General features: G+C 71.9%; 21 protein-coding genes and 1 pseudogene. 18 read left to right on the forward strand and 4 right to left on the reverse strand.

Annotated elements, in window-relative coordinates:
* The first annotated feature begins 1,279 nt into the window (after positions 1-1,279).
* The 4 genes and pseudogenes from ACFW9D_RS22790 (at position 1,280) to ACFW9D_RS22805 (ending at position 6,571) form a co-directional block, all read left to right on the forward strand.
* On the forward strand, positions 1,280-2,803 hold the full coding sequence (locus ACFW9D_RS22790) for a CHAD domain-containing protein (protein WP_384624250.1): 1,524 nt from the start codon (positions 1,280-1,282) through the stop codon (positions 2,801-2,803).
* A 41-nt stretch (positions 2,804-2,844) separates the two neighbouring features.
* Positions 2,845-4,800, forward strand: coding sequence for a TIGR03960 family B12-binding radical SAM protein (locus ACFW9D_RS22795; RefSeq protein WP_188338961.1), 1,956 nt, complete (start codon positions 2,845-2,847; stop codon positions 4,798-4,800).
* A gap of 122 nt (positions 4,801-4,922) precedes the next feature.
* Positions 4,923-6,212 (forward strand): annotated as a pseudogene (locus ACFW9D_RS22800) (restriction endonuclease); the annotation flags it as partial.
* 143 nt (positions 6,213-6,355) lie between these two features.
* Entirely contained in the window at positions 6,356-6,571 is a 216-nt protein-coding gene (locus ACFW9D_RS22805; protein ID WP_384624252.1) for a hypothetical protein, read from the forward strand.
* A gap of 90 nt (positions 6,572-6,661) precedes the next feature.
* Here ACFW9D_RS22805 and ACFW9D_RS22810 read toward each other — a convergent pair whose 3' ends face one another.
* On the reverse strand, positions 6,662-7,807 hold the full coding sequence (locus ACFW9D_RS22810; RefSeq protein WP_384624254.1) for a threonine aldolase family protein: 1,146 nt from the start codon (positions 7,805-7,807) through the stop codon (positions 6,662-6,664).
* A gap of 100 nt (positions 7,808-7,907) precedes the next feature.
* Between ACFW9D_RS22810 and ACFW9D_RS22815 the strand changes: the two genes are divergently transcribed.
* The 11 genes from ACFW9D_RS22815 (at position 7,908) to ACFW9D_RS22865 (ending at position 17,572) form a co-directional block, all read left to right on the forward strand.
* Entirely contained in the window at positions 7,908-8,906 is a 999-nt protein-coding gene (locus ACFW9D_RS22815; RefSeq protein WP_223206086.1) for a Rossmann-like and DUF2520 domain-containing protein, read from the forward strand.
* Positions 8,903-9,889: a pantoate--beta-alanine ligase gene (panC, locus tag ACFW9D_RS22820; RefSeq protein WP_188338288.1), complete on the forward strand. Its 987-nt coding sequence runs from the start codon at positions 8,903-8,905 to the stop codon at positions 9,887-9,889. The genes ACFW9D_RS22815 and panC overlap by 4 nt, the downstream gene beginning before the upstream one ends.
* The gene (locus ACFW9D_RS22825) at positions 9,886-11,604 is read left to right on the forward strand and encodes an L-aspartate oxidase (RefSeq protein WP_384624256.1); all 1,719 of its coding nucleotides are present in this window, start codon (positions 9,886-9,888) and stop codon (positions 11,602-11,604) included. Before panC ends, ACFW9D_RS22825 begins: the two co-directional genes overlap by 4 nt.
* The gene (nadC, locus tag ACFW9D_RS22830) at positions 11,601-12,584 is read left to right on the forward strand and encodes a carboxylating nicotinate-nucleotide diphosphorylase (protein WP_188338290.1); all 984 of its coding nucleotides are present in this window, start codon (positions 11,601-11,603) and stop codon (positions 12,582-12,584) included. Before ACFW9D_RS22825 ends, nadC begins: the two co-directional genes overlap by 4 nt.
* 10 nt (positions 12,585-12,594) lie before the next feature.
* Positions 12,595-13,392 (forward strand): type III pantothenate kinase, encoded by a 798-nt coding sequence (locus ACFW9D_RS22835; RefSeq protein ID WP_188338291.1) that lies wholly within the window; start codon positions 12,595-12,597, stop codon positions 13,390-13,392.
* Positions 13,393-13,450: 58 nt separating this feature from the next.
* A complete protein-coding gene (locus tag ACFW9D_RS22840) occupies positions 13,451-15,004 on the forward strand; it encodes a hypothetical protein (RefSeq protein WP_384624259.1) in 1,554 nt (517 codons plus the stop codon).
* Between the two features lie 81 nt (positions 15,005-15,085).
* Positions 15,086-15,682 (forward strand): hypothetical protein, encoded by a 597-nt coding sequence (locus ACFW9D_RS22845; RefSeq protein WP_223206087.1) that lies wholly within the window; start codon positions 15,086-15,088, stop codon positions 15,680-15,682.
* Between the two features lie 13 nt (positions 15,683-15,695).
* Positions 15,696-15,887, forward strand: coding sequence for a hypothetical protein (locus tag ACFW9D_RS22850; protein WP_188338293.1), 192 nt, complete (start codon positions 15,696-15,698; stop codon positions 15,885-15,887).
* A 136-nt stretch (positions 15,888-16,023) separates the two neighbouring features.
* Positions 16,024-16,428 carry a BlaI/MecI/CopY family transcriptional regulator gene (locus ACFW9D_RS22855; protein WP_188341489.1) on the forward strand — a complete coding sequence of 135 codons (405 nt, stop codon included), beginning with the start codon at positions 16,024-16,026 and terminating at the stop codon, positions 16,426-16,428.
* Positions 16,429-16,437: 9 nt separating this feature from the next.
* Positions 16,438-16,998 (forward strand): amino-acid N-acetyltransferase, encoded by a 561-nt coding sequence (locus ACFW9D_RS22860; RefSeq protein WP_188338294.1) that lies wholly within the window; start codon positions 16,438-16,440, stop codon positions 16,996-16,998.
* Positions 16,999-17,236: 238 nt separating this feature from the next.
* Positions 17,237-17,572 (forward strand): Lsr2 family protein, encoded by a 336-nt coding sequence (locus tag ACFW9D_RS22865; RefSeq protein ID WP_188338295.1) that lies wholly within the window; start codon positions 17,237-17,239, stop codon positions 17,570-17,572.
* Here the strand turns inward: ACFW9D_RS22865 and ACFW9D_RS22870 are convergent.
* Positions 17,551-18,186 (reverse strand): SCO3374 family protein, encoded by a 636-nt coding sequence (locus ACFW9D_RS22870; protein ID WP_384624261.1) that lies wholly within the window; start codon positions 18,184-18,186, stop codon positions 17,551-17,553. The two genes, ACFW9D_RS22865 and ACFW9D_RS22870, sit on opposite strands and share 22 nt — an antisense overlap.
* A gap of 430 nt (positions 18,187-18,616) precedes the next feature.
* Between ACFW9D_RS22870 and ACFW9D_RS22875 the strand changes: the two genes are divergently transcribed.
* Positions 18,617-21,145: an ATP-dependent Clp protease ATP-binding subunit gene (locus ACFW9D_RS22875; protein WP_188338297.1), complete on the forward strand. Its 2,529-nt coding sequence runs from the start codon at positions 18,617-18,619 to the stop codon at positions 21,143-21,145.
* Positions 21,146-21,222: 77 nt separating this feature from the next.
* On the opposite strand, the gene ACFW9D_RS22880 is transcribed toward ACFW9D_RS22875, so the two are convergent.
* Complete coding sequence (locus ACFW9D_RS22880; RefSeq protein ID WP_384624263.1) at positions 21,223-21,870, reverse strand: HAD family acid phosphatase; 648 nt, start codon at positions 21,868-21,870, stop codon at positions 21,223-21,225.
* 651 nt (positions 21,871-22,521) lie between these two features.
* On the opposite strand from ACFW9D_RS22880, the gene ACFW9D_RS22885 reads away from it, so the two are divergent.
* Complete coding sequence (locus ACFW9D_RS22885) at positions 22,522-23,178, forward strand: M23 family metallopeptidase (protein ID WP_384624267.1); 657 nt, start codon at positions 22,522-22,524, stop codon at positions 23,176-23,178.
* A 1-nt stretch (position 23,179) separates the two neighbouring features.
* Here the strand turns inward: ACFW9D_RS22885 and ACFW9D_RS22890 are convergent, their stop codons facing one another.
* Entirely contained in the window at positions 23,180-23,767 is a 588-nt protein-coding gene (locus ACFW9D_RS22890) for a TetR/AcrR family transcriptional regulator (protein ID WP_188338299.1), read from the reverse strand.
* 167 nt (positions 23,768-23,934) lie between these two features.
* Between ACFW9D_RS22890 and ACFW9D_RS22895 the strand changes: the two genes are divergently transcribed.
* Positions 23,935-25,491: an MDR family MFS transporter gene (locus ACFW9D_RS22895; protein WP_384624265.1), complete on the forward strand. Its 1,557-nt coding sequence runs from the start codon at positions 23,935-23,937 to the stop codon at positions 25,489-25,491.
* Positions 25,492-25,575 lie beyond the last annotated feature (84 nt).

Genomic DNA, 25,575 nt, shown 5'->3' on the forward strand with positions numbered 1-25,575 from the left:
CGCGGGGCGGGGGCTGCGGGGCGGGCCCCGCCCCACGCCCCCCCCCGCCCCCCCCCGCGGGGGGGCTCGGCCCGGCCCCCCGCCTCGGGCAGTACCCCGGGCGGGGGTACGTGTTCGACACCCTCCCCTTGAATCAGCACTCCAGTCCTGGGTGCCCTTGTCCCTTGGGCGGTCTGGAGGCCGGGGCGCACCCCGGTGCCGGTCCAGAGGCCTCAGCTACAGCGGCGTCGCGGGGCGCGGCGTCGTTGTGGTTGGTCGCGCAGTTCCCCGCGCCCCTGGCGGCGCCTGTCTGCCCCGGCGCCTTTCGCCTTCGGCGCGGGCCCTGGCCCGCCCCCAGCCAGCCCTTCCAGGACGTTCGGCCGGCGCCCAGCCGTTGGGCAGCAGTTCAGCGCCAGGTACGCGTTCCAGTGGCGCCGGCCGTGCGGCAGCACTTCTGCCTTGGTTCCGACGCGGGCGTCGCGTCGTCTTGGACAGTCACGCAGTGCCTGCGGGCCGGCCTCTTCGCCCACGGCCTGTTCCAGGGGTGTTCGGCCCAGCCTTCCGCCTCGGGAGGTACCCCAGGCCGGGGTGTGTGCCCGGTTGCCCTCGCCGTGGGCCAGCGCTCCGGCCCCGGGTGCGCTTTTGGTCGTCCTGGCCGGGGGGTCTCGGCTACGGGAGGCTGGTCGCGCCCGCGGGGCGCAGGCGTACATCGATGCTGCTCCGCGCCCCGGTGGGGCGTGCCAGGTGCCGGGCCGACGGCCCCCGGAGGGGGCGGGCGGGTGGGAGAGGGGCTGGGGCCAGGCGTGGGTTCGGGGCGGCGCCCCCGCGCGACGGTGACCGGTTCGATGGTGCTGCGAGTCCAGCGGTGCCGCTAGAGGGGCGAGCATCGTTGCCGGGTGCCGGGTGCCGGGTGCCGGGTGCCGGGTGCCGGGTTGTCGTGGCGGGGGCGCGCCCGCGTCATTGGGCCGCACAGGAGAGGTGGCTCCGCGCCCCGGTGGGGCGTGCCAGGTGCCGGGCCGACGGCCCCCGGAGGGGGCGGGCGGGTGGGAGAGGGGCTGGGGCCAGGATCGGGTTCGGGGCGGTGCCCTCGGGTGACCGGTGACCCGGTCGGGGCGAGAACGGGGTGCCGGGTGCCGAACGGCCCGCGCCGGGGGCCTTTCCGGTGCCCCCGCGGGGCGGGGCCGCACAGAACCGTGTGGCGGTGCCGCGCTTCGAGGGAGCGACGGTTCCGGTGACCCCTGAGGGCCCCGGCGGGTGACGTGGTCTTTTCGGTGTCGGGGTGGGCGACTAAGTTCGGGTTATGGCGGAGACGAAGCGCGAGGTCGAGCTGAAGTACGACGCCCCTGGGGAGTCGTTCCGGCTGCCTGATCTGCGCAAGGTGGCGGGAGTGGACGGCGTCGTCGGCAAGGGCGTCGTGGAGCTAGACGCCCTCTACTACGACACCGCCGACCAGCGCCTCGCCGCCGACCACATCACCCTGCGCCACCGCACCGGAGGCGACGACGAGGGCTGGCACCTCAAGCTTCCGGTCGCGCTCGCCGAGGGCGTCCGCGACGAGGTGCGGGCCCCGCTGACCGACGGCCCCGTACCCCGCGCCCTCGCCGGCCTTGTCCGCTCCCGTGTCCGCGACGACGCCCTCGTCCCCGTGATCCGGCTCCGTTCCACCCGCGAGGTGACCGAGCTGACCGGCGCCGACGGCGCCCCGCTCGCCGAGGTCAGCGTCGACGCCGTCCGCGCCGAGCGGCCCGGCGGCGAAGATCCTGTCACGTGGACGGAGGTCGAGGTCGAGCTGGCGGACGGCGGCGACCCGGAGCTGCTCGCGAAGGTCGGCAAGCGGCTGCGCAAGGCCGGCCTGCACCGCTCCGCCGCCTCCTCCAAACTGGCCCGCGCCCTCAAGGAGACCGGCGCGGCACGCGAACCGGCCCCGGCGCCGAAGCCCCCGGGCAAGAAGGCCGGCGCCCACGTCCTGGCCCGCGTCCGCTCCCAGCGCGACGCCCTCGTCGACCTCGACCCCGCCGTCCGCCGCGATCTCCCCGACTCCGTGCACCAGATGCGGGTCGCCACCCGACGGCTGCGCAGCGCCTTCAAGACGTACAAGAAGATCCTCGACCCGGACGTCACCGGGCCGCTCGGCGAGGAGCTGAAGTGGCTCGCGGCCGAGCTGGGCATCGACCGGGACCGCGAGGTGCTGACCGAGCGCATCACCGGCCGCATCGACGAGCTGCCCCGCCCGCTGCTGCTCGGCCCGGTCCGCGGCCGGCTCCGCACCTGGGCGACGGCCCGCCGCCACGGCTCGCGCCGGCACACCGTCGCCGTGCTCGACAGCAAGCGGTACCTCGCTCTTCTCGACGGGCTCGACACCCTGCTCGCCGATCCGCCGCTGCGCGCGAAGCGGGCCGCCCGCCCCGCAGCCGAGCTGCTCGCCGACGCCGCGCTGCGCGACCACGCCAGGCTCGCGGCCCGCGTCGAGCACGCCCTCGCCCTCGACCCCGGCCCCGAGCGCGACCGCGCGATGCACGAGGCCCGCAAGGCCGCCAAGCGCGCCCGGTACGCGGGGGAGACGGCGGAGCCCGCGCTCGGCAAGCAGGCCCGGCGCTTCGCCCGCCGGATGAAGGACGTCCAGACGGTGCTCGGCGACCACCAGGACAGCGTCGTGGCCCGCGAGGCCCTGCGCGACCTCGCGGTTCAGGCGCACGCGGCGGGGGAGAGCGCCTTCACCTGGGGCCTGCTGTACGGGCAGGAGCAGGCGACGGCGGCGCGCCGGGAGGCCGAGCTGCCGGGGGTGTGGCGAAGGGCGGCGGAGGTCCGCCTTTCGGCGGGTTAGGCTTGAGGGTCACCCCTGTCAGCTCACGAAGGTCCACGGTTATGCCTGCCGAAGCCGCCGCCGCGGCGCCCCAAGCCGTCGAGTCTGTGTTCCCGCAGCTCGAAGCGCTGCTCCCGCATGTGCAGAAGCCGATCCAGTACGTCGGCGGAGAGCTCAACTCCACGGTCAAGCCGTGGGAGTCCTCCGACGTCCGCTGGGCGCTGATGTACCCCGACGCCTACGAGGTCGGTCTGCCCAACCAGGGCGTCATGATCCTCTACGAGGTCCTCAACGAGCGCGAGGGCGTCCTCGCCGAGCGCACGTACAGCGTGTGGCCGGACCTCGAGGCCCTGATGCGTGAGCACGGCGTGCCGCAGTTCACGGTCGACTCGCACCGCCCGGTGAAGGCCTTCGACGTCTTCGGCCTCAGCTTCTCCACCGAGCTGGGGTACACGAACATGCTGACGGCCCTGGACCTGGCGGGCATCCCGCTCCGGTCCGCGGACCGTACGCTCGAGGACCCGATCGTCCTCGCGGGCGGCCACGCGGCGTTCAACCCGGAGCCGATCGCGGACTTCATCGACGCCGCGATCATCGGCGACGGCGAGCAGGCCGTGCTCGACATGACGGAGATCATCCGCGCGTGGAAGGCCGAGGGCCGGCCCGGCGGCCGCGAGGAGGTCCTCTTCCGCCTCGCGAAGACGGGGAACGTGTACATCCCCGCGTTCTACGACGTCGAGTACCTGCCCGACGGCCGCATCGGCCGCGTCGTGCCGAACAAGTCGGGCGTCCCGTGGCGCGTGTCCAAGCACACGGTCATGGACCTCGACGAGTGGCCGTACCCGAAGCAGCCCCTCGTGCCGCTCGCCGAGACGGTGCACGAGCGGATGTCCGTCGAGATCTTCCGCGGCTGCACCCGCGGCTGCCGTTTCTGCCAGGCCGGCATGATCACGCGCCCCGTGCGGGAGCGAAGCATCACCGGCATCGGCGACATGGTCGAGAAGGGTCTCAAGGCGACCGGCTTCGAAGAGGTCGGCCTGCTGTCCCTGTCCTCCGCGGACCATTCGGAGATCGGCGACATCGCCAAGGGTCTGGCCGACCGCTACGAGGAAGACAAGATCGGCCTGTCGCTGCCGTCGACCCGCGTCGACGCGTTCAACGTCGACCTGGCCAACGAGCTGACCCGCAACGGCCGCCGCTCGGGCCTCACCTTCGCCCCCGAGGGCGGCAGTGAGCGCATGCGCAAGGTCATCAACAAGATGGTCAGCGAAGAGGACCTCATCCGTACGGTCTCGACGGCGTACGGCAACGGCTGGCGCCAGGTGAAGCTGTACTTCATGTGCGGCCTGCCGACCGAGACCGACGAGGACGTCCTGCAGATCGCCGACATGGCGATGAACGTGATCCAGAAGGGCCGCGAGGTCTCCGGGTCCAACGACATCCGCTGCACGGTCTCCATCGGCGGCTTCGTGCCCAAGCCGCACACCCCGTTCCAGTGGGCCCCGCAGCTCTCCTCCGAGGAGACGGACGCCCGCCTGGAGAAGCTCCGCGACAAGATCCGCGGCGACAAGAAGTACGGCCGCTCCATCGGCTTCCGCTACCACGACGGCAAGCCGGGCATCGTCGAGGGCCTGCTCTCCCGCGGCGACCGCCGCATCGGCGACGTCATCCGCGCCGTCTACGAGGACGGCGGCCGCTTCGACGGCTGGCGCGAGCACTTCTCGTACGACCGCTGGATGCAGAGCGCCGACAAGGAGCTCGCCAAGTACGGCGTCGACGTCGACTGGTACACGACGCGCGAGCGCACGTACGAGGAGGTCCTGCCCTGGGACCACCTGGACTCCGGTCTCGACAAGGACTGGCTCTGGGAGGACTGGCAGGACTCGCTCGACGAGACCGAGGTCGAGGACTGCCGCTGGACCCCGTGCTTCGACTGCGGCGTCTGCCCGGCGATGGACACCAGCATCCAGATCGGCCCCACCGGCAAGAAGCTGCTGCCGCTCACCGTGGTGAAGTAGGCGAAGCAGCTGAAGTAGCCGCGCCCGCCCGCGTGTTGGAGCCCCCTTCCGGCCTGGAAGGGGGCTCCCGCATATCCCGGGGTCGCATGCCGGGCGGGGCGGCCGCCGGATAAATTGGCGGGATGAGTCGTCGCTCCGCCGGATTCGTCAACACCTGGGCCGAAGTGCAGCGTCAGCGCCAGCGGCAGTACGAGGCCGAGCAGCGCAGGCTCCGTGAGGCGGACCGGCAGGCGCGCGCGTACCAGCGGCACGCCGCCCAGGAGTACAAGCAGTACCGCCAGGCCGAGGCGGCACGGCGCACGGCGGAGCTCGACGCCCGCGTGGCCGCGCTCCAGGGGCTGCTCGCCGAGGGCTGCGGCGCCCCCGCCTTCTCGGCGCAGGCCCTGCTGCGGTCCGCGGAGATCACCCCGTTCGACCCCGGCCCGCTCGCCCATCCCGTACCGCTGCCCGCCCCGCACCAGTTCCAGGCGCAGGGCGGCTGGACCGCGGCCCGGCGCGCGCAGGCGCAGGCCGAGGCCCAGGCCCGCTACGAGCACGCCTGGCACGCGGCGCAGGCCGCCGAGGCCCAGCGGCAGCAGCGACTGGCCGCCGCCCGGCAGGAGCACACCCGCGCCGCCGAGGCCCACCTGACGGAGGTCCGCCGGCACAACGCGGCGATCACCGAGGCCGTCGACGGCGTCCGGCAGGGCGACGCCGAGTCCGTCGTCGAGTACTTCTCCGCCGCCCTCTACGCGTCGACCGCCTGGCCCGAGGGATTCCCCCGCCAGGTCACGGCCGCCTACGACGCCGCCGCGCGGCAGCTGGTGCTCGACTGGGAGCTGCCCGGCTACGACGTCGTGCCCGAGGCGAAGGCCGTGCGCTATGTGCCGGCGCAGGACCAGGACAAGGAGACCGCCCGCCCCGTCACCCAACGGCGCGCCCTGTACCGGGAGGTCCTGGCGCAGAGCGTGCTGCTCGTCCTGCGGCAGCTCTTCGCGGCGGACGAGTACGGCGTCCTCGACTCGGTCGCGCTCAACGGCTTCGTCGGCGCGCCGGACCCCGCGACCGGCCGCCACGGACAGATCTTCCTGGCCACCGTCATGGCCCGGCGGGAGGACTTCACCGAGCTGCGCCTCGCGCGGGTCGACCCCGTCAGCTGTCTGACGGACGCGCTGCGCGGGCAGCTCACGGCCCGGCCCGACCAGCTCACCCCGATACGCCCGGCGCGCCGGCCCCGTGACGTCGGGGACCAGGTGGTCACGCACGGCGGCGCCGGCGAGGAGCCGGACCTGTACGCCATGGACCCGCTCGCCTTCGAGGACCTCGTCGCCGAACTGTTCCGCGCGATGGGCATGGAGGCGGTCACCACACAGCGCTCGAACGACGGCGGCGGCGGCGTCGGCGCCCTCGACCCGGCGCCGCGCCCCGGCGGCCCGGCGGGGTCCACCCGCCCGCGGGCGGAGGGCGGCACCCTGACCCGGCCGGTGACCGGTGTGCGGGCCGGGCGCAGGCTCGTGCTCATCGGCCCCGATGCCGGGCGAACAGGCCCGTTCCGGGGTACCGCGTGACAATCGACATGAGCGAGGTGATTTCGATGCCGCTCCACGAGCAGTACGCACTGGACGCCTATCGGGCCGCCCAGCACGGCGAGCCCGCGCCCCCGGCGCCGGGCACGCACGACTGGGCCGTGTACCGCGAGCTCCGCGACTACCGCCGCTTCCGCGCGGTCCTGGCCGGCCACCGGTCCCACGGCCGCCTCCGCGCGGCCTTGAGGTCCCGTTTCGGCGGGTGACGCGCGGGGTGTATCCATCAGCGGCTCCGCCGCGCGGGCCGACCGGCCACGCCCCGCGGCGCCGCCGTGACCCCGCCCCCGCGCGGAGTGCTACGGCAGGCGTCGTACGAACTCCGCGACCGCCGCACGAACGTCCTCGGCGGTCCAGTCCAGGCCCGCCGCGGCCACCGTGACCTCCGTGAACGCCGTGCCGGGCGCCCCGGCGCCCGGGAACCAGCGCCCGAACAGGGACACCTTCGTCTCCTCGGCCTGCTCCACGGCGGCCTGCGTCAGCACCTCGGCCTCGTAGGGCAGCCACACCTGGAACTGGTGGGTGTGCGGTACCTCGGGGTTCACCCGCGACCACGCCACCCCGGCCGCGTCGAGGCCCTCCCGGATCGCCCGCGCCACCACGCGCGCGTGCCGCACGTACTCCGGCAGCCGCGGCAGCTCCCGGTCCAGGCCCGCCAGCGCCGCGATCGCCTGCGGGAACTGCTGGAAGACCTGGCCGCCGTAGCGGTGCCGCCAGGCCCTGGCCTCCTCGATCAGCGTCTCCGGGCCCGCGAGGACGGCGCCGCTGATCCCGCCGAGCGTCTTGTAGAGCGACACGTACACGGTGTCCGCGAGCCCCGCGATCTCGTCCAGCGGCCGCCCGAAGTGCTCCGTGCACTCCCACAGCCGGGCGCCGTCGAAGTGCACGACCGCGTCCCGCGCGCGGGCCGCCTCGCAGACCTCCTCCAGCTCCTCCCAGGAAGGCAGCAGATAGCCGGCGTCCCGCAGCGGCAGCTCGATCATCAGCGTGCCGAACGGCTCGTCCATGGCCTCGATCTCCGGCGCCGTGAACGGGCGCGGAGCGGTCGTCGGCTGCACCGTGCGCAGCCCGGCCACCGTGGTCAGCGACTCCCGCTCGTGCTGCTCGGGGTGCGCGAGCGGGTGCAGCGCGACCGTGCGGTTGCCGGTGCGGCCCGCCCAGCAGCGCAGCGCGACCTGCTGCGCCATCGTGCCGGTCGGGAAGAACGCGGCCGCCTCCTTGCCGAGCAGCCCGGCGACCCGCTCCTCCAGCTCGGCGACGATCCCGTTCCCGTAGAGGTCGACGCCCGCGTCCGCCGCGTCGCCCATCGCCGCGGCGATCTCCGCCATCCGCTCGCCCATCGTGGACTGGAGGTGCCGGTGCGCCAGGGTGTGCTCGGCGCCCCGGAACGCGGCCAGTCTCCGCGCGGCCCGCGCCGTCTCGTCGCTCTCGTGGTTTCCGCTCATGCCGGGATCATGTCGCACCCGTTCTCGTACGGGCGCACGATTTATGTACGGCCTCACGGTCCGTGGGCGACCGAGGCCCGTCCGGGCAGATAGCGTTAACATGACGAGAAATCGTCCGGTACCCCGAGCGGACTGGAACGGAAGGCCTCACCCCGTGATCCCTGCCTCTCCCGAACCCCGATCACCCCGACCCGAACCCACCGACCCGAAGGACCGTCCCGCGCGCCTGACCGTGGGCGTCGTCGGCGCCGGCCGGGTGGGTCCCGCGCTCGCCGCCTCCCTGGAACTGGCCGGGCACCGTCCCGTGGCCGCCTCCGGGGTCTCCGACGCCTCCGTGCGCCGCGCCGCCGCCCTGCTGCCCGACGTGCCGCTCGTGGCGCCCGCCGAGGTCCTCGCGCGGGCCGAGCTCGTCCTGCTGACCGTCCCGGACGACGCCCTGCCCGGCCTCGTCCAGGGCTTCGCCGAGACCGGCGCCGTCCGCCCCGGCCAGCTGATCGTGCACACCTCGGGGCGCTACGGGGCCAAGGTCCTCGACCCCCTGCTGCGGGCCGGCGCCCTGCCGCTCGCCCTGCACCCCGCGATGACGTTCACCGGCACCGCCGTCGACGTGCAGCGCCTGGCCGGCTGCTCCTTCGGCGTCACCGCCCCCGAGGAGCTGCGGCTCGCCGCCGAGGCCCTCGTCATCGAGATGGGCGGCGAGCCCGAGTGGATCGCCGAGGAGATGCGCCCGCTCTACCACGCGGCCCTCGCCCTCGGGGCGAACCACCTGGTCACCCTGGTCGCCGAGTCGATGGACCTGCTGCGCGACGCGGGCGTGAGCGCCCCCGACCGGATGCTCGGCCCGCTGCTGGGCGCCGCCCTCGACAACGCCCTGCGCTCAGGCGACGCCGCCCTCACCGGCCCCGTCGCACGCGGCGACGCGGGCACCGTCGCCGCGCACGTCACCGAGCTGCGCAAGCACGCCCCGGGGACCGTCGCCGGCTATCTCGCGATGGCCCGCGCGACCGCCGACCGCGCCCTCGCGCACGGACTGCTGAAGCCGGAGCTCGCCGAGGACCTCCTGGGCGTCCTCGCGACCGGCGCGGAGGAGACCCGATGAGCACGACCCTGGTCCACGAAGGCGCGGACCTGCGCACCCGCACCCGTACCGGACAGCGCGTCGTCGTCATGACGATGGGCGCCCTGCACGAGGGGCACGCCACCCTCATCCGCACGGCACGCGAGCGCGCGGGCGAGGACGGCGAGGTCGTCGTCACCGTCTTTGTGAACCCGCTGCAGTTCGGCGCGGGCGAGGACCTCGACCGGTACCCGCGCACCCTGGACGCCGACCTGAAGATCGCCGAACAGGCGGGCGCGGACCTCGTGTTCGCCCCGTCCGCCGACGAGGTCTACCCGGGCGGCGAGCCCCAGGTGCGGATCACCGCGGGCCCCATGGGCGAGCGCCTCGAAGGCGCGGCACGGCCCGGCCACTTCGACGGCATGCTCACCGTCGTCGCCAAGCTGCTGCACCTCACGCGCGCGGACGTCGCCCTGTTCGGCCAGAAGGACGCCCAGCAGCTCGCCCTGATCCGCCGCATGGCGCGCGACCTGAACTTCGACGTCGAGATCGGCGCCGTGCCCACCGTCCGCGAGCCCGACGGCCTGGCCCTGTCCTCGCGCAACCGCTACCTGTCGCCCGAAGAGCGCCGCAGCGCGCTCGCCCTGTCCCGTGCCCTGTTCGCGGGCCGCGACCGGCACGCCGCGCAGGAGGCGCTGCGCGCGCGGGCCGCCGAGATCCCCACCACGCGCGCCCGCGCCCGCGCGCTCGACCGCATCGGCGAGTCCCGCGCGGCCGCCGACGCGCACGCCGTCGCCTCTCCGGGCGGCCCCGCCGCCATCCTCGCCGCGGCCCGGCACGTCCTCGACGAGGCCGCCAGGGCGCGGCCCCCCGTCAAGCTCGACTACATCGCCCTCGTCGACCCGTCCGACTTCACGGACGTCGCCGACGGCTTCGAGGGCGAGGCCGTCCTCGCGCTCGCCGCCCGCGTGGGCACCACCCGGCTGATCGACAACCTGCCTCTGACGTTCGGAGCCCGCCCATGAACGCCTTCTCAGGAACCGGCATACGGCTGCACGCGCCCGCCCCGGGCTGGTCCGTGGACGCCGATGTCGTGGTCGTCGGCTCCGGCGTGGCCGGCCTGACCGCCGCGCTGCGCTGCGAGGCGGCGGGCCTGCGCACCGTCGTCGTCACCAAGGCCCGCCTCGACGACGGCTCCACCCGCTGGGCCCAGGGCGGCGTCGCGGCCGCCCTCGGTGACGGCGACACCCCCGAGCAGCACCTCGACGACACCCTCGTCGCGGGCGTGGGCCTGTGCGACGAGCGGGCGGTGCGCACCCTGGTCACCGAGGGCCCCGGCGCCGTACGCCGCCTCATCGAGACCGGCGCCCACTTCGACGAGACCGACGGCGAGCTCCAGCTGACCCGCGAGGGCGGCCACCACCGCCGCCGCATCGCCCATGCGGGCGGCGACGCGACGGGCGCCGAGATCTCCCGCGCCCTCGTCGAAGCGGTCCGCACGCGCGGCATCCGCACGGTGGAGAACGCGCTGGTCCTGGACCTCCTCACCGACGCCGAGGGCCGGACGGCCGGGGTCACCCTGCACGTCATGGGCGAGGGCCAGCACGACGGCGTCGGCGCCGTCCTCGCCCCGGCCGTCGTCCTCGCGACCGGCGGCATGGGCCAGGTCTTCTCCGCGACGACCAACCCGCACGTGTCCACGGGCGACGGCGTCGCGCTCGCCCTGCGCGCGGGCGCCGAGGTCAGCGACCTGGAGTTCGTCCAGTTCCACCCGACCGTGCTCTTCCTCGGCAAGGGCGCCGAGGGCCAGCAGCCGCTCGTCTCCGAGGCCGTGCGCGGCGAGGGCGCCCACCTCGTCGACGCGGACGGCGTGCGCTTCATGGTGGGCCAGCACGAGCTCGCCGAACTGGCGCCCCGCGACATCGTCGCCAAGGGCATCACGCGCCGCATGCTGGAGCAGGACACCGACCACATGTACCTGGACGCGCGGCACTTCGGCGCGGACATGTGGGAGCAGCGCTTCCCGACGATCCTGGCCGCCTGCCGCGCCCACGGCATCGACCCGGTCACCGAGCCGATCCCGATCGCCCCGGCCGCGCACTACGCCTCCGGGGGCGTCCGCACCGACCTGCACGGCCGCACCACCATCCCCGGCCTGTACGCGTGCGGCGAGGTCGCCTGCACCGGCGTCCACGGGGCGAACCGGCTGGCGTCCAACTCCCTCCTGGAGGGCCTGGTCTACGCCGAGCGGATCGCGGCCGACATCCAGGAGCGGGCCGCCGCGGAGGGCCTCCACGCGCGCGTGCCGGTGCCCGTGCCGCAGCCCGCGACGCCGGAGCACCCGCTGATGCCGCCCGAGGCCCGGTTCACCATCCAGCGCGTGATGACGCAGGGCGCCGGAGTGCTGCGCTCCGCCGACTCGCTCGCCGAGGCCGCGGCCCAGCTCGGCCGGCTGCACGCGGAGGCGGCCAGCGCCCTCGCCGAGAACGGCAAGACGTCCGAGCCCGGCGTCGACACCTGGGAGGCCACGAACCTCCTGTGCGTGGCCCGCGTCCTGGTCGCCGCCGCCCGCCGCCGCGAGGAGACCCGCGGCTGCCACTGGCGCGAGGACCACGCGGACCGGGACGACATCAACTGGCGGCGCCACATCGTCGTACGCCTCAACCCGGACCGCACTCTGGCCACACACACCACTCAGACCGCAGACTTCCCCGCAACGGCAAACCTTCAGGAGCAGTGACCGACGTGAGCGCCACCCCCGACCTCCCCCTGGCGAACGCCTGTGGCGACAGCTGCGGCTGCGCGCACGAAGGCGCCGACGACGCGATGGAGTGCGGCCTCGACCCGTCGCTCGCCCAGCTCCTGGCCGACGCGGGCCTCGACCCCGTGGAGGTCGAGGACATCGCGCACATGGCGATCGCCGAGGACCTCGACGGCGGCGTCGACGTCACCACCGTCGCCACGATCCCCGAAGAGGCCGTCGCCACCGCCGACTTCACCGCCCGCGAGGACGGCGTCGTGGCCGGCCTGCGGATCGCCGAGGCCGTCATCTCCGTGGTGGCCACCGACGAGTTCGAGGTCGAGCGGCACGCCGAGGACGGCGACCGGGTCACCGCGGGACAGAAGCTCCTGTCGGTCACCACCCGCACCCGCGACCTGCTCACCGCCGAGCGCAGCGCGCTCAACATCGCGTGCCGCCTGTCCGGCATCGCCACGGCCACGCGCGCGTGGGCGGACGCCCTGGAGGGCACCAAGGCCAAGGTCCGCGACACCCGCAAGACGACGCCGGGCCTGCGCTCCCTGGAGAAGTACGCGGTCCGCATGGGCGGCGGCGTCAACCACCGCATGTCCCTGTCGGACGCGGCCCTGGTCAAGGACAACCACGTGGTCGCCGCCGGCGGCGTCTCGCAGGCCTTCCAGGCCGTCCGCGAGGCCTTCCCCGGCCTGGCCATCGAGGTCGAGGTCGACACCCTGCACCAGCTGCGCGAGGTCCTCGACGCGGGCGCCGACCTGATCCTCCTGGACAACTTCACGCCGCTGGAGACCGAGGAGGCCGTCGCGCTCACCGCGGGCCGGGCCCTCCTGGAGTCCTCGGGCCGCCTCACGCTGGAGAACGCGGCGGTGTACGCGAGGACCGGCGTCGACTTCCTGGCCGTCGGCGCCCTCACCCACTCCTCGCCGACCTTCGACATCGGCCTCGACCTGCGCGAAGCGAAGTGATCACGCCCCCATGCTGCTGACCATCGACGTGGGCAACACCCACACCGTCCTCGGCCTGTTCGACGGCGAGGAGATCGTCGAGCACTGGCGCATCTCCACGGACTCCCGCCGCACGGCCGACGAACTCGCCGTCCTGCTGCAGGGCCTGATGGGCATGCACCCGCTGCTCGGCGACGAACTCGGCGACGGCATCGACGGCATCGCCATCTGCTCGACCGTCCCGGCGGTCCTGCACGAGCTGCGCGAGGTCACCCGCCGCTACTACGGCGACGTGCCCGCCATCCTGGTCGAGCCGGGCATCAAGACCGGCGTCCCGATCCTGATGGACAACCCGAAGGAGGTCGGCGCCGACCGCATCATCAACGCGGTCGCGGCCGTCGAGCTCTACGGCGGCCCCGCGATCGTCGTCGACTTCGGCACGGCGACGACGTTCGACGCGGTGTCCGCACGCGGCGAGTACGCGGGCGGCGTGATCGCCCCCGGCATCGAGATCTCCGTCGAGGCCCTCGGGGTGCGCGGCGCCCAGCTCCGCAAGATCGAACTGGCCCGCCCGCGCAGCGTCATCGGCAAGAACACGGTGGAGGCCATGCAGGCCGGCATCGTCTACGGTTTCGCGGGCCAGGTCGACGGCGTGGTGAACCGGATGGCGCGCGAACTGGCCGACGACCCGGACGACGTCACGGTCATCGCGACGGGCGGACTCGCGCCCATGGTGCTCGGCGAGGCCTCGGCCATCGACGAGCACGAGCCGTGGCTGACCCTGATCGGCCTGCGCCTCGTCTACGAGCGCAACGTCTCACGCGCCTGAGCCGCGGCACCCCACACCTGGCCGCGGCACTCCACAACTCAACCGGGGGACCCCACGCGTGACCGTCATACGTAGCACCGCCGCCCGGGCGGCGGCCCTCGCCCTGCTGTTCACGGCGGCCCTGTTCGGTGCCTCGGCGGCCCCGGCGCGGGCCGACGGGGCGGCCGTCGCACTGCACGTGCCGGAGAACGCGTACCTCACGAAGCGCGGCGTCGGCCCGACCGGAGGCACGCGGATCTGGCTCGACCCGAGCCCCGGCGGCGGCCTCGCCACCCGGGCCGGCGTCGAGCTGAAGGTCGACGCCTCGGACCTCGCGGGCACCGCCCGGCTGCGCACCCGGCGCGACTGCGGCGACCACACCTGGACGACGCAGCCGTTCACCTGCGACCTGGGCACCCTCACGCGCGGGAAGCGCAACTACCCCGACGCCCTCTACATCGAGGCAGCGCCGGGCGCCCGCGCGGGCGCCCACGGCACGATCCGCTACACGTTCAGCGCGCCCGGCAGCGCCGACGCCACCTTCGAGACGGAGGTGTGGGTCGGCGGCGCCGATCTGCGCGAGCGCGTGGAGAAGCCGCGCAGGGACCTCACGGCCGGCGGCGACTTCGAGTTCACCCCGCACGTGCGCAACGCGGGCAAGGTCCCGGCGCACGGCTTCGGCGTGGAGTTCAGCAGCCCGCGCCTGAACTTCCGTACGCAGTACAGCAATTGCTGGTACGCGGACACGCGCTCCGCCTACTGCTGGTTCGACCGGACGCTGGACCCGGGCCGCTCCTACGCGTTCGCGTCGCCGATCACGGTCGGGGTGCCCGACGAGACGGTCAACAGCTCGTTCCAGTACAACGCCTACCTGTCGGGCCTGACCGGCAACGCCGAGGACCCCGCCACCGCGTTCACCACGGACGCCGACCCCGGCCTGAAGCGCGGCAAGGGGCCGGAACTGACGGTCCGTGAGGTCGCCGGTGCCGCGTCCGGCTACAACGACGAGTACAGCCTCGGCGAGACCAAGGTCAGCACGACCCAGACGGCCGACCTGAAGGCCGGCGCGGGCGAGCTCGCGGGCCGCACCGGCACCACCGCCGACGTCACGTTCTCGCTGCGCAACGCGGGCCCCGGCCGCGTCTACGGCGCGTACATGGAGATCACCCCGCCCGAGGGCACCTCGGTCGTGGAGCCGACCCCGCCGCCGGACCCGGACAACGAGCTCGAGTGGCAGTGGGAGTGCGGCAGCCTCGGCGGCGGCAAGTACTCCTGCCGGCCCGACCATCCGCTGGAGCCCGGCGAGAACTGGAAGACCACGCTCAGGTTCAAGCTGGACCAGCGGGTGCGCGACGCCGAGGGACGCCTGGACATCAAGCAGGGAAGCAGCCGTCCTGCGAAGGACCCGCGCCCAGCCGACAACACCGTGCCGGTCGTCACGAAGATCACCGGCGGCCCTCTCGTGGAGCCCAGTAAGAAGCCCGTGGCCGAGACGGCGAAGGCGTCCTCCGACGGGGGCGGCTCCGGCGGCCCCGGCGGTCCGGTGCTCGCGGCGGGCGCGGGCGCGCTGGTGGTCGCGGCCGGACTCGGCGCCCTGTGGGTACGACGGATGAGGGCGCGGCGCCAGCCGTGAGGGCCGTTCGCCGCGTCCCGTCCGCCGCGCCAGCGAACGGGAATTCATTAAATTTGTCTGATTAGACCGTATTGTCGCGGCATGCCCACGCCCTACGGAAACCGCGGCGGTATGGCGTTCGGTGCTGAAGAGCTGCGTGTGCTCCGACGCGCCCTCGCCCTCGCCCTCCATCCCACCCCCGGCTCGGACGAGGACGTCCGGGACTGCCTCCGGCTCGCCGAGTCCGTCGACGAGGCCGCGCGCGAGAGCGCCCGCCAGCGGGCCTTCCTGCTCGCGGACCTCGACCGCTACCGGGCCGCCCTCCCCGGGACCGTCACGGGCTATCTGAGCCTCCTGACGGACGCCCTGGCGGCCGGCCACAGGCCCGGCGCCGACGACCTCGCCGCCCTGCGCGCCCTGCGCGGCAACCCGAAGGCCGCGGTTCTGCTCGACCGCTGCCGCACCCTCGCCGAACAGGGCGTACGGGACCGGCTCGCGGCTCGCCAGCGCCCGCGCGTCCCCGCCTCCCGCGCCCGCCTGCTCGCCCTGCCCGGCGGCCTCTCGGGCGCGACGCAGGAACCCGCCAAGCCGAAGCCTGCGACCCCGCAGCGCCCCGTGCCGACCCCGGGCGAGGTCTTCCCGCCCAAGCGGCGCCCCGCCCAGCCCCCGGCCCCGTCGCAGCGCCTCGTCGCGGGCTAGCTACCCTGGGGGCATGGACTACGTCTCCGCCCTCGTGCCCCCGGTAGTGATGGCCGCGTTCTTCATCGCCCTCATCACGGTGATCGTGAAGACGCAGGGCGGCGACAAGAAGGCCAAGGAGGATTCCGCGGTCGACGCGATCCTCGGCCGCGTCGAGGTCACCGTCGGCGGCAAGGAGAGCAAGGGGTCGGGCGACTCCGACTGACCGCCGCCCGACGGTCCCGCCGAACGACAGCACGGCCCGACAGGGGCGCCCGGACGGGCGCCCCTTTTCTCGTCGCACCCGTTCCCGCCGCCATGTCTCGGGCGCATTCCGGTCTTCTCCCACTATGGTGCTGTTCGTGCCGCGCCCCCTGGGAGAACTCGAAGACGCAGTGATGACACGGGTGTGGAAGTGGAACCGCCCGGTGACCGTTCGAGAAGTGCTGGAGGATCTCCAGCAGGAACGGTCGATCGCGTACACGACGGTCATGACCGTTCTGGACAATCTCCACCAGAAGGGCTGGGTGCGCCGCGAGGCGGAAGGCCGGGCCTATCGATATGAGGCCGTCTCCACCCGCGCCGCCTACTCCGCCGCCCTCATGAACGAGGCCTGGAGCCAGAGCGACAACCCCGCCGCGGCCCTCGTCGCCTTCTTCGGCATGATGTCGCCCGAGCAACGCGAAGCGCTCCGGGACGCCATGCGCATCGTTCAGCCCGAAGTGCGCCCGGGACCCGGGGAAGCGGACGGCGAGCCCGGGCGATAGCGTCCGCTCATGGCACCAGAGCTCCCCGAAGTCGAGACCGGCGGCGAATCGGCCCCTAAAGCCATCACGGTACGCAGGGCCAGGACCGCCGATGTGCCGGCCGTGCGCCGACTGCTCGACGCCTACAGCCGCCAGGGGATCCTGCTCGACAAAGCCACCGTCACGCTTTACGAGGACATCCAGGAGTTCTGGGTCGCGGAACGTGACGACAACGCCGAGGTCGTCGGCTGCGGCGCGCTCCACATCATGTGGGAAGACCTCGCGGAAGTCCGCACCCTCGCCGTGAATCCTCAGGTCAAGGGCGCCGGTGTGGGACACCAGGTACTGGAGAAGCTGCTGCAGACAGCGCGCTGGATCGGTGTTCGCCGTGTTTTCTGCCTCACCTTCGAAGTCGAGTTCTTCGCGAAGCACGGCTTCGTGGAGATCGGTGAGACTCCCGTAGATACCGTTGACACCGATGTCTACAGTGAGCTCCTGCGTTCCTATGACGAGGGCGTCGCGGAGTTCCTCGGTCTCGAACGAGTGAAACCGAACACCCTGGGCAACAGCCGGATGCTTCTGCATCTGTGATCATCGCTGTTCCGTATTCGGCGGACCCGTACACGGCCGTTCGCTATGTCTGAATGTCCGTTACGCGCATGTTCCCAGCTGTGCTGGGCAGCGTATCCCGGCCAGGGGTTTGTGTTTTTCGGGCAAAAGCGGTTTGCTTTCCGACGTACTGCAGTAGTGCTTATAACAAGGGGACGGCGATACAGCGGCCGCGGTCGCAGGGGGGCCGGCCCTTCAGATTTCGATGAAAGGAAATCCGGTGGCACAGAAGGTTCAGGTCCTTCTTGTCGATGACCTCGACGGCGGCGAGGCGGACGAGACCGTGACGTTCGCGCTCGACGGCAAGACCTACGAGATCGACCTCACCACCGCCAACGCGGACAAGCTCCGCGGTCTGCTCGACCCGTACCTCAAGGGCGGCCGCCGCACCGGGGGCCGTGCCGCGAGCGGTCGGGGCAAGGCCCGCGCCGCGTCGGGTGGCAACCAGGACACCGCGGCCATCCGCGCCTGGGCCAAGGAGAACGGCCACGAGGTCAACGACCGCGGCCGCGTCCCGCAGAAGGTCCGCGAGGCCTACGAGAAGGCCAACGGCTGAGCCGTCGGTCCCGACCGTGCACGACGCAGCCGGGCCCGGTGGCAGTGAGTCGCCGCCGTGTCCACGAGTCGTACGAGATCGGGGGCGCCCCCACCGCCCCCCACGGCCGAGCCGGCCGGACAGGCCGCCAACGTCGTCAGAGCCGGGAGCACCGGTTCCGCCTCGCGCCCGGGCTCGGGGGGCCGCACCCACACCGCGGCCTCCTGCGAGCCGGACCACCCCGGAGGCGTCGGCGCGGCCATGAGCCCGCCCTCTCCGACGGCCACGAGATCCAGGGGCAGCGCCCCCCACTCCAGCCAGTCGAGCAGCCCCGGCAGTTCGTCCGCGGCACCCGCCGCGACCAGCAGCTGCATCGTCTCTCCGCGCACGGCCACCGGCGAGCGGGGATCGAGCCGGCGCAGCATCGCGAACCCGGCGTCGGCCGGCACCTCCAGGACGTCGAACCGCAGCCCCGTGCACAACCGCACCCCGTCGGGCCCGGTCACGGCGGCCCAGCCCAGCTCGTCCTCGTACCAGCGCCGCACCAGGTCCTGGCGGACCTCCGGCGGACGGCGCGGGATCGGGACCGTGGTGCGCGGCGTGCTTCGCGACGCGCTTCGCGACGTGGGAGCCATGCCAGGAGAAACCGCGCGGAACCGTTTCGGGTTACGCATCGTGGCGTTCCGGAAGCGGACCGTGGCCGTTCGGGGGCGCGCGAGGCGTGGCGAGTGGCGCAAGGGTGTTCGCCCGTAGCGGAGGGAACCGGCGCGCGCCGCATGGAGTGTCAGTCCCTGCGGGTAAGACATCCCTAGTGGGAGGGGCGACACGCACGGGTCGGGCGGCTCGCGTTCGCCATCGGCGTAGTGATGGTGAGGGTATCTGCCTGGCCTGCGGGAACATCGTCTCGCACCATCGGGTTGGAGCAGATGTCGGCGTTCGGGGCAGGAGGCCATGAACGGGTGTCGGCAGTTGGAATGAGCGGTCCCCGCTTGCGGGACTAAGCTGCGGAAGGACAGGGAGGGGACAGCCCCCTTACTGCCTGACCGCTCTGAGGAGCGATTAACGATGTTCGAGAGGTTCACCGACCGCGCGCGGCGGGTTGTCGTCCTGGCTCAGGAAGAAGCCCGGATGCTCAACCACAACTACATCGGCACCGAGCACATTCTCCTGGGCCTGATCCACGAGGGTGAGGGTGTCGCCGCTAAGGCCCTGGAGAGCCTCGGGATTTCGCTCGAGGCGGTCCGCCAGCAGGTGGAGGAGATCATCGGTCAGGGCCAGCAGGCCCCGTCCGGGCACATTCCCTTCACCCCCCGTGCCAAGAAGGTCCTGGAGCTCTCGCTCCGCGAGGCCCTTCAGCTGGGCCACAACTACATCGGCACGGAGCACATCCTGCTCGGCCTGATCCGTGAGGGCGAGGGCGTCGCCGCCCAGGTCCTGGTCAAGCTGGGCGCAGACCTCAACCGGGTGCGGCAGCAGGTCATCCAGCTGCTCTCCGGCTACCAGGGCAAGGAGACCGCCACCGCGGGCGGCCCTGCCGAGGGCACCCCCTCGACGTCCCTGGTCCTCGACCAGTTCGGCCGCAACCTGACGCAGGCCGCTCGTGAGTCCAAGCTCGACCCGGTCATCGGGCGCGAGAAGGAGATCGAGCGCGTGATGCAGGTCCTGTCGCGCCGCACCAAGAACAACCCGGTCCTGATCGGTGAGCCCGGCGTCGGCAAGACCGCCGTCGTCGAGGGTCTCGCGCAGGCCATCGTCAAGGGCGAGGTGCCCGAGACCCTCAAGGACAAGCACCTCTACACCCTCGACCTGGGCGCGCTGGTCGCCGGCTCCCGCTACCGCGGTGACTTCGAGGAGCGCCTGAAGAAGGTGCTCAAGGAGATCCGCACCCGCGGCGACATCATCCTGTTCATCGACGAGCTCCACACGCTGGTCGGTGCGGGTGCCGCCGAGGGCGCCATCGACGCCGCCTCGATCCTCAAGCCGATGCTGGCCCGCGGTGAGCTCCAGACCATCGGTGCCACCACGCTCGACGAGTACCGCAAGCACCTGGAGAAGGACGCCGCGCTCGAGCGCCGCTTCCAGCCCATCCAGGTCGCGGAGCCGTCGCTGCCGCACACCATCGAGATCCTCAAGGGTCTCCGTGACCGGTACGAGGCCCACCACCGCGTCTCGATCACGGACGAGGCCCTCGTCCAGGCCGCGACGCTGGCCGACCGGTACATCTCGGACCGCTTCCTGCCGGACAAGGCGATCGACCTGATCGACGAGGCCGGTTCCCGGATGCGCATCCGCCGGATGACCGCGCCGCCGGACCTCCGCGAGTTCGACGAGAAGATCGCGGACGTGCGCCGCGACAAGGAGTCCGCGATCGACTCGCAGGACTTCGAGAAGGCCGCCTCGCTGCGCGACAAGGAGAAGCAGCTCCTCGCCGCCAAGGCCAAGCGCGAGAAGGAGTGGAAGGCCGGCGACATGGACGTCGTCGCCGAGGTCGACGGCGAGCTGATCGCCGAGGTCCTCGCGACCGCCACCGGCATCCCGGTCTTCAAGCTGACCGAGGAGGAGTCCTCGCGTCTGCTGCGCATGGAGGACGAGCTCCACAAGCGGGTCATCGGCCAGAAGGACGCCGTCAAGGCGCTCTCGAAGGCGATCCGCCGTACCCGCGCCGGTCTGAAGGACCCGAAGCGTCCGGGTGGTTCGTTCATCTTCGCCGGCCCGTCCGGTGTCGGTAAGACCGAGCTGTCCAAGGCGCTCGCCGAGTTCCTCTTCGGCGACGAGGACGCGCTGATCTCCCTCGACATGTCGGAGTTCAGCGAGAAGCACACCGTCTCGCGTCTCTTCGGCTCGCCCCCCGGCTACGTGGGCTACGAGGAGGGCGGCCAGCTCACCGAGAAGGTGCGCCGCAAGCCGTTCTCCGTCGTCCTCTTCGACGAGGTCGAGAAGGCCCACCCGGACATCTTCAACTCGCTGCTCCAGATCCTGGAGGACGGTCGCCTGACCGACTCCCAGGGCCGCGTCGTGGACTTCAAGAACACGGTCATCATCATGACGACCAACCTTGGAACCCGTGACATCTCGAAGGGCTTCAACCTGGGCTTCGCGGCTCAGGGCGACACGAAGACCAACTACGAGCGCATGAAGAACAAGGTCTCGGACGAGCTCAAGCAGCACTTCCGTCCCGAGTTCCTCAACCGCGTCGACGACGTGGTCGTCTTCCCGCAGCTCACTCAGGAGGACATCCTCGCGATCGTCGACCTGATGATCGGCAAGGTGGACGAGCGCCTCAAGGACCGGGACATGGGCATCGAGCTCTCCCAGTCCGCCAAGGAGCTCCTCTCCAAGAAGGGCTACGACCCGGTGCTGGGCGCGCGTCCGCTGCGTCGCACGATCCAGCGCGAGGTCGAGGACACCCTCTCGGAGAAGATCCTCTTCGGCGAGCTGCGTCCCGGCCACATCGTGGTCGTCGACACGGAGGGCGAGGGCGAGAACAAGACCTTCACCTTCCGCGGTGAGGAGAAGTCGGCGCTGCCCGACGTCCCGCCGATCGAGCAGGCGGCCGGCGGCGGTGCCGGACCGAACCTGAGCAAGGAGGCGTAAGCCCCCGCAGCAGTGACGCAAGGGGCCGGTGCTCATCACGAGCACCGGCCCCTTACGCATGCCCGGGGGCGCCCTGGCTAGGAGAGCTGACCGTCGTAGTCCGGCAGCTTGTACGTGCGCTCGGCGTGGCCACCGGTGAGGTCGGTGGTGTTGTTCCCGATGTTCGCGATGATCGTGTAGCCCTTGGCCTCGATCGAGGCTCGCTGGGCCGTCTTGTAGTCGGCGACGTTCTTGAAGAGGTCGACGAGGCCGCGCACGTACAGCCCGTCGACCTCGTAGCCGACGTGCTCGAGGTTGTAGTCCGTGACGCCCTTGATGATGCCGGGGCGCGCGGTGACGAAGAACAGGGCGACGTCGCGGTCCTGGGCGTACCGGGCGAGGTCGAGGACCGGCCGGTTCGGGGGCTGCGGGTAGCGGAAGCCGTAGTCCGTCTCCAGCGTGGTGTTGTCGATGTCGAAGACGATGGCCTGCTTCTCGCCGGGGCGGGCGTTCGCGATGCGCTGCTTCAGGTAGGGCAGGGCCTGGTCGGCGACGGCCTGGCAGTCGCGCTGCCAGGTCGCGTAGTCGACGTCACCGGTGGCCTGGGCGGTCTGTGCGGCCCGGGTGTCCTGCGTGCCCTGGGTGCCGGTCGCGGCCTGGGCGGGCACCGTCAGGGTCAGGGCGGCGGCCGCCGAGGCGGCGGTGACGGCGGCGCGGCGCGCCCAGGGGCGGCTCTGGGGGGTCATGTGCGGGGGGTTCCTCTCACGTCCGGTCACGCTGGAGTTGTCGCGTGCATGCTTGTCGTCGAGGGTGGCGCGGGAGGAACCGTAGGGTTACCGGTCGGTAGTGTCCAGGGTTTGCGCACCGACAGTAGGGACACCGTGCCTGTCGGGCAGGGGAGTTGAGGGCGTCACAGGAGTGTGGATCTGTAGCCCCGGTCACAAGCGGGGGCCTCTCGATCTTGAGCCCCGGTGACATGCCGCACAGGCGTTTTGTCCGGTACTAGCCGGAATAGTGGAGCCGGCGGCCGGGTGGGCCGTCGTTACGTGTCCGATGGGTTCTGGTGATTTGTCCGTTTTGGGGTTTGGGTGGGGCCAGAGGGCCCGAGGGGCCGCGCCGCACGGTCGTGAAGTGGGCGTAAACCCGCGATCGAGGGATAAATCCGGCAGGGGAGGAATCGGGCGCGAGGGGCGTCAAGGGGTATACCGGCCGGGGTCCCGGTACGACCTTTCGTAGTAGATGAGGCTTTTGGGCGGAACCGGGGGGTCGGGTTACCAAGGGATGGCCGACCCGGTGACACGAGGACGTGTGCCGGGTCCCTTCATGCCCGCCGGGCCCGTCCCGGGCCGGTGGGCGGCAGGACCCGAATGTCCCCGAAGCTCGAAGAGGTCTCCCGCATGTCGCAGCGCATCACGTCCCTCCGTCCCGGCACGTCGGTCTTCCGCAAGCGCGCCGCTGTCGTGGCCGCCGGTCTCGGAATGTCCGCCGTCCTGGGCAGCGGGGCCGCGCTCGCCGCCGGTGCCCCCCAGGCGGGCGGCGCCCCGGCGGTCACCACCGCCTCCGTCGTCAAGGCGCAGGCCGCCGCCCAGGCCAAGGCCGCCTCCGTGAAGCAGGCCGCCGCCAAGAAGGCCGCCTCCTGGATCGACCCGGTCAGCAAGTACACGCTCTCCGCCGGCTACGCCCAGGGCGGCAGCATGTGGTCCACCGGCAAGCACTCCGGCCAGGACTTCGCCGTGCCGATCGGCACCAACGTGAAGGCCGTGCACAGCGGCACCGTCGTCAAGGCCGGCGGCAACGGCGCCGGTGACGGTCCGGCGTACGGCAACGCCATCGTGATCAAGCACTCCAACGGCACGTACTCCCAGTACGCGCACCTGTCCCGGATCGACGTCCGCGTCGGCCAGCACGTCTCCACGGGCCAGCACATCGCCCTGTCCGGCAACACCGGCAACTCCAGCGGCCCGCACCTGCACTTCGAGATCCGCACCACGCCGAACTACGGCTCGGCCGTGAACCCCGTCGCGTTCCTCACCAAGCAGGGCGTGCGCGTCTGATTCAGCCTCCGTGCCGGTGGGCCTGAACGATCAGGTCCGTGGCGACCTCGAGGACGGCCTTGCGCCGCTCCTCGGGGTCGCTCTCGTCGTCCTGGAGGACGAACATCCCGGCGTGCATCGAGAACAGTGCGCTGATGCAGCGGACCCGGTCGGTCAGCGTGGCGTCCTCGGGCGGCAGGTAGGCGATCAGCTCCTGCATCCGGCCCTTGAAGTTCTCGCCGATGCTCAGCTCGCGCATCGTCGCCTGGTTCTCGTGCATGAAGCGGAAGAGCGGGGCGGCCCCGACCAGCGCGAGGCTGTAGCGGGTCAGGATCTCGCGCTTCGTCTCCAGGGACGGCGGCTGCTCCTTCGCCCAGGCGATCAGGTCGTCGATCGGCGTCATCAGGTCCGTGAACAGGCTGACGACGATGTCTTCCTTCGTCTTGAAGTGGTAGTAGAGCGCCGCCTTGGTCACGCCGAGCCGCTCGGCGATCTCCCGCAGGGACGTCTTCTCGTACCCCTGCTCCGCGATGAGTTCCAAGGTCACGTCCTGAATGCGCTGGCGGGTGTTCCCGCGGCGCTGCGGCTTGCTGCTGCTGCCCGTGACCATGGACCGGCTGCCTCTCTCGTCCCCCTGGCGTCCTCTTGGGAGAAAACTTACTTGACGCCCGGCTAGTAGTCGCTCTACTTTCCCCATTGTAAGCAACTAGCCGGGCGACAAGTAAGTCCCGTCTCACAGCACGACGTCTCTCAGTACGACCCGGGGGAGTGGGGATCATGGCCGAAGCAGCGATACGAGACCAGGAGCAGGTGAAGGAGCAGGCGAAACAGCCGCGCAGTGTGCGCGTCGTGCTCATGGCGCTGATGATCGCCATGCTGCTCGCCATGCTCGACAACATGATCGTCGGCACCGCGATGCCCACGATCGTCGGCGATCTCGGCGGCCTGGAGCACCTCTCCTGGGTGGTCACCGCCTACACGCTCGCCACCGCCGCCTCCACCCCGATCTGGGGCAAGCTCGGCGACATGTACGGCAGGAAGGGCGCCTTCCTGACCTCCATCGTGATCTTCCTGATCGGCTCCGCGACCAGCGGCATGGCCCAGGACATGAGCCAGCTCATCGCCTTCCGCGCCGTCCAGGGCCTGGGCGCCGGCGGTCTGATGGTGGGCGTCATGGCGATCATCGGCGACCTGATCCCGCCCCGGGAGCGCGGCAAGTACCAGGGCATGATGGCCGGCGTCATGGCGCTCGCCATGATCGGCGGACCGCTCGTCGGCGGCACCATCACCGACCACCTCGGCTGGCGCTGGGCCTTCTACATCAACCTGCCCATCGGCGCGGTCGCCCTCGTCATGATCACCGCGGTGCTGCACCTCCCGAAGAAGCGCTCCACCGGAAAGATCGACTACCTGGGCGCGGCGCTCCTCACCATCGGCATCACCTCGATCGTCCTCGTCACCACCTGGGGCGGCTCCGAGTACGCCTGGGGCTCCGCCGTGATCATGGAGCTCATCGGCATCGGCGTCGCCGCCCTCGTCGGCTTCGTGTTCTCACAGACCAAGGCCGCCGAGCCGATCATGCCGCTGCACATCTTCCGCAGCCGCAACTTCACGCTGATGTCCGTCATCGGCTTCATCACCGGCTTCGTGATGTTCGGCGCGGTGCTCTTCCTGCCGCTCTACCAGCAGTCCGTGCAGGGCGCGTCCGCGACCAACTCCGGGCTCCTGCTCCTGCCGATGCTGCTCTCGATGATGGTCGTCTCGCTGATCGCGGGCCGCGTCACCACGAACACCGGCAAGTACAAGGTCTTCCCGATCGCGGGCGGCGTGCTCATGATCGCCGGGCTCTTCCTGCTCGCCCAGATGGACACGGAGACCTCCCGGTTCACCTCCGGGCTCTACATGGCGGTCCTCGGCGCCGGCATGGGCTGTCTGATGCAGATCACGATGCTCGTCGCGCAGAACAGCGTCGAGCTCAAGGACATGGGCGTCGCGTCCTCCTCCACCACCCTGTTCCGCACGCTCGGCTCCTCGTTCGGCGTCGCCGTCATGGGCGCGGTCTTCAACGACCGGGTCAAGCACGTCATGGCGGAGCGGGCGGGGTCCCTCGGCGGGAAGGCGCTCGGTGGGGGTACACAGCTCAACGCGGAGGGCATCGCGAAGCTGCCGGCGCCCGTGCGGGAGGCGTACCAGTTCGCCGTGTCGTCCGGTACGCACTCGGCGTTCCTGCTCGGGGCCGTGATCGCCGTGGGGGCGCTGCTTGCGGCGTTCTTCGTACGGGAGGTCGCGCTGCGGGGGGCTGCGCCGGCGCCTGCGGCCGCGTCGCAGGACTGAGCTCGGGGCCATCCCTTTCGTCGCCGGGTGCAGCCCGGTGGGGGCCGGTCGCGCAGTTCCCCGCGCCCCTGAAATGCGCGGGGA

The organism is Streptomyces sp. NPDC059524 (assembly GCF_042749255.1).
In the GTDB taxonomy this organism is placed as follows: Bacteria; Actinomycetota; Actinomycetes; order Streptomycetales; family Streptomycetaceae; genus Streptomyces; species Streptomyces xanthii.

Excerpts from the sequence above, each read along its gene's own strand:
- ACFW9D_RS22860 (WP_188338294.1), top strand. The coding sequence starts at position 16,438 with ATGGCACCAGAGCTCCCCGAAGTCGAGACCGGCGGCGAATCGGCCCCT.
- ACFW9D_RS22825 (WP_384624256.1), top strand. The coding sequence starts at position 9,886 with ATGAACGCCTTCTCAGGAACCGGCATACGGCTGCACGCGCCCGCCCCG.
- ACFW9D_RS22880 (WP_384624263.1), bottom strand. The coding sequence starts at position 21,870 with ATGACCCCCCAGAGCCGCCCCTGGGCGCGCCGCGCCGCCGTCACCGCC.
- ACFW9D_RS22895 (WP_384624265.1), top strand. The coding sequence starts at position 23,935 with ATGGCCGAAGCAGCGATACGAGACCAGGAGCAGGTGAAGGAGCAGGCG.
- ACFW9D_RS22815 (WP_223206086.1), top strand. The coding sequence starts at position 7,908 with ATGACGAGAAATCGTCCGGTACCCCGAGCGGACTGGAACGGAAGGCCT.
- ACFW9D_RS22870 (WP_384624261.1), bottom strand. The coding sequence starts at position 18,186 with ATGGCTCCCACGTCGCGAAGCGCGTCGCGAAGCACGCCGCGCACCACG.
- ACFW9D_RS22875 (WP_188338297.1), top strand. The coding sequence starts at position 18,617 with ATGTTCGAGAGGTTCACCGACCGCGCGCGGCGGGTTGTCGTCCTGGCT.
- ACFW9D_RS22810 (WP_384624254.1), bottom strand. The coding sequence starts at position 7,807 with ATGAGCGGAAACCACGAGAGCGACGAGACGGCGCGGGCCGCGCGGAGA.
- ACFW9D_RS22805 (WP_384624252.1), top strand. The coding sequence starts at position 6,356 with ATGAGCGAGGTGATTTCGATGCCGCTCCACGAGCAGTACGCACTGGAC.
- ACFW9D_RS22850 (WP_188338293.1), top strand. The coding sequence starts at position 15,696 with ATGGACTACGTCTCCGCCCTCGTGCCCCCGGTAGTGATGGCCGCGTTC.
- ACFW9D_RS22885 (WP_384624267.1), top strand. The coding sequence starts at position 22,522 with ATGTCGCAGCGCATCACGTCCCTCCGTCCCGGCACGTCGGTCTTCCGC.
- ACFW9D_RS22835 (WP_188338291.1), top strand. The coding sequence starts at position 12,595 with ATGCTGCTGACCATCGACGTGGGCAACACCCACACCGTCCTCGGCCTG.
- ACFW9D_RS22845 (WP_223206087.1), top strand. The coding sequence starts at position 15,086 with ATGCCCACGCCCTACGGAAACCGCGGCGGTATGGCGTTCGGTGCTGAA.
- ACFW9D_RS22790 (WP_384624250.1), top strand. The coding sequence starts at position 1,280 with ATGGCGGAGACGAAGCGCGAGGTCGAGCTGAAGTACGACGCCCCTGGG.
- panC (WP_188338288.1), top strand. The coding sequence starts at position 8,903 with ATGAGCACGACCCTGGTCCACGAAGGCGCGGACCTGCGCACCCGCACC.
- ACFW9D_RS22795 (WP_188338961.1), top strand. The coding sequence starts at position 2,845 with ATGCCTGCCGAAGCCGCCGCCGCGGCGCCCCAAGCCGTCGAGTCTGTG.
- ACFW9D_RS22890 (WP_188338299.1), bottom strand. The coding sequence starts at position 23,767 with ATGGTCACGGGCAGCAGCAGCAAGCCGCAGCGCCGCGGGAACACCCGC.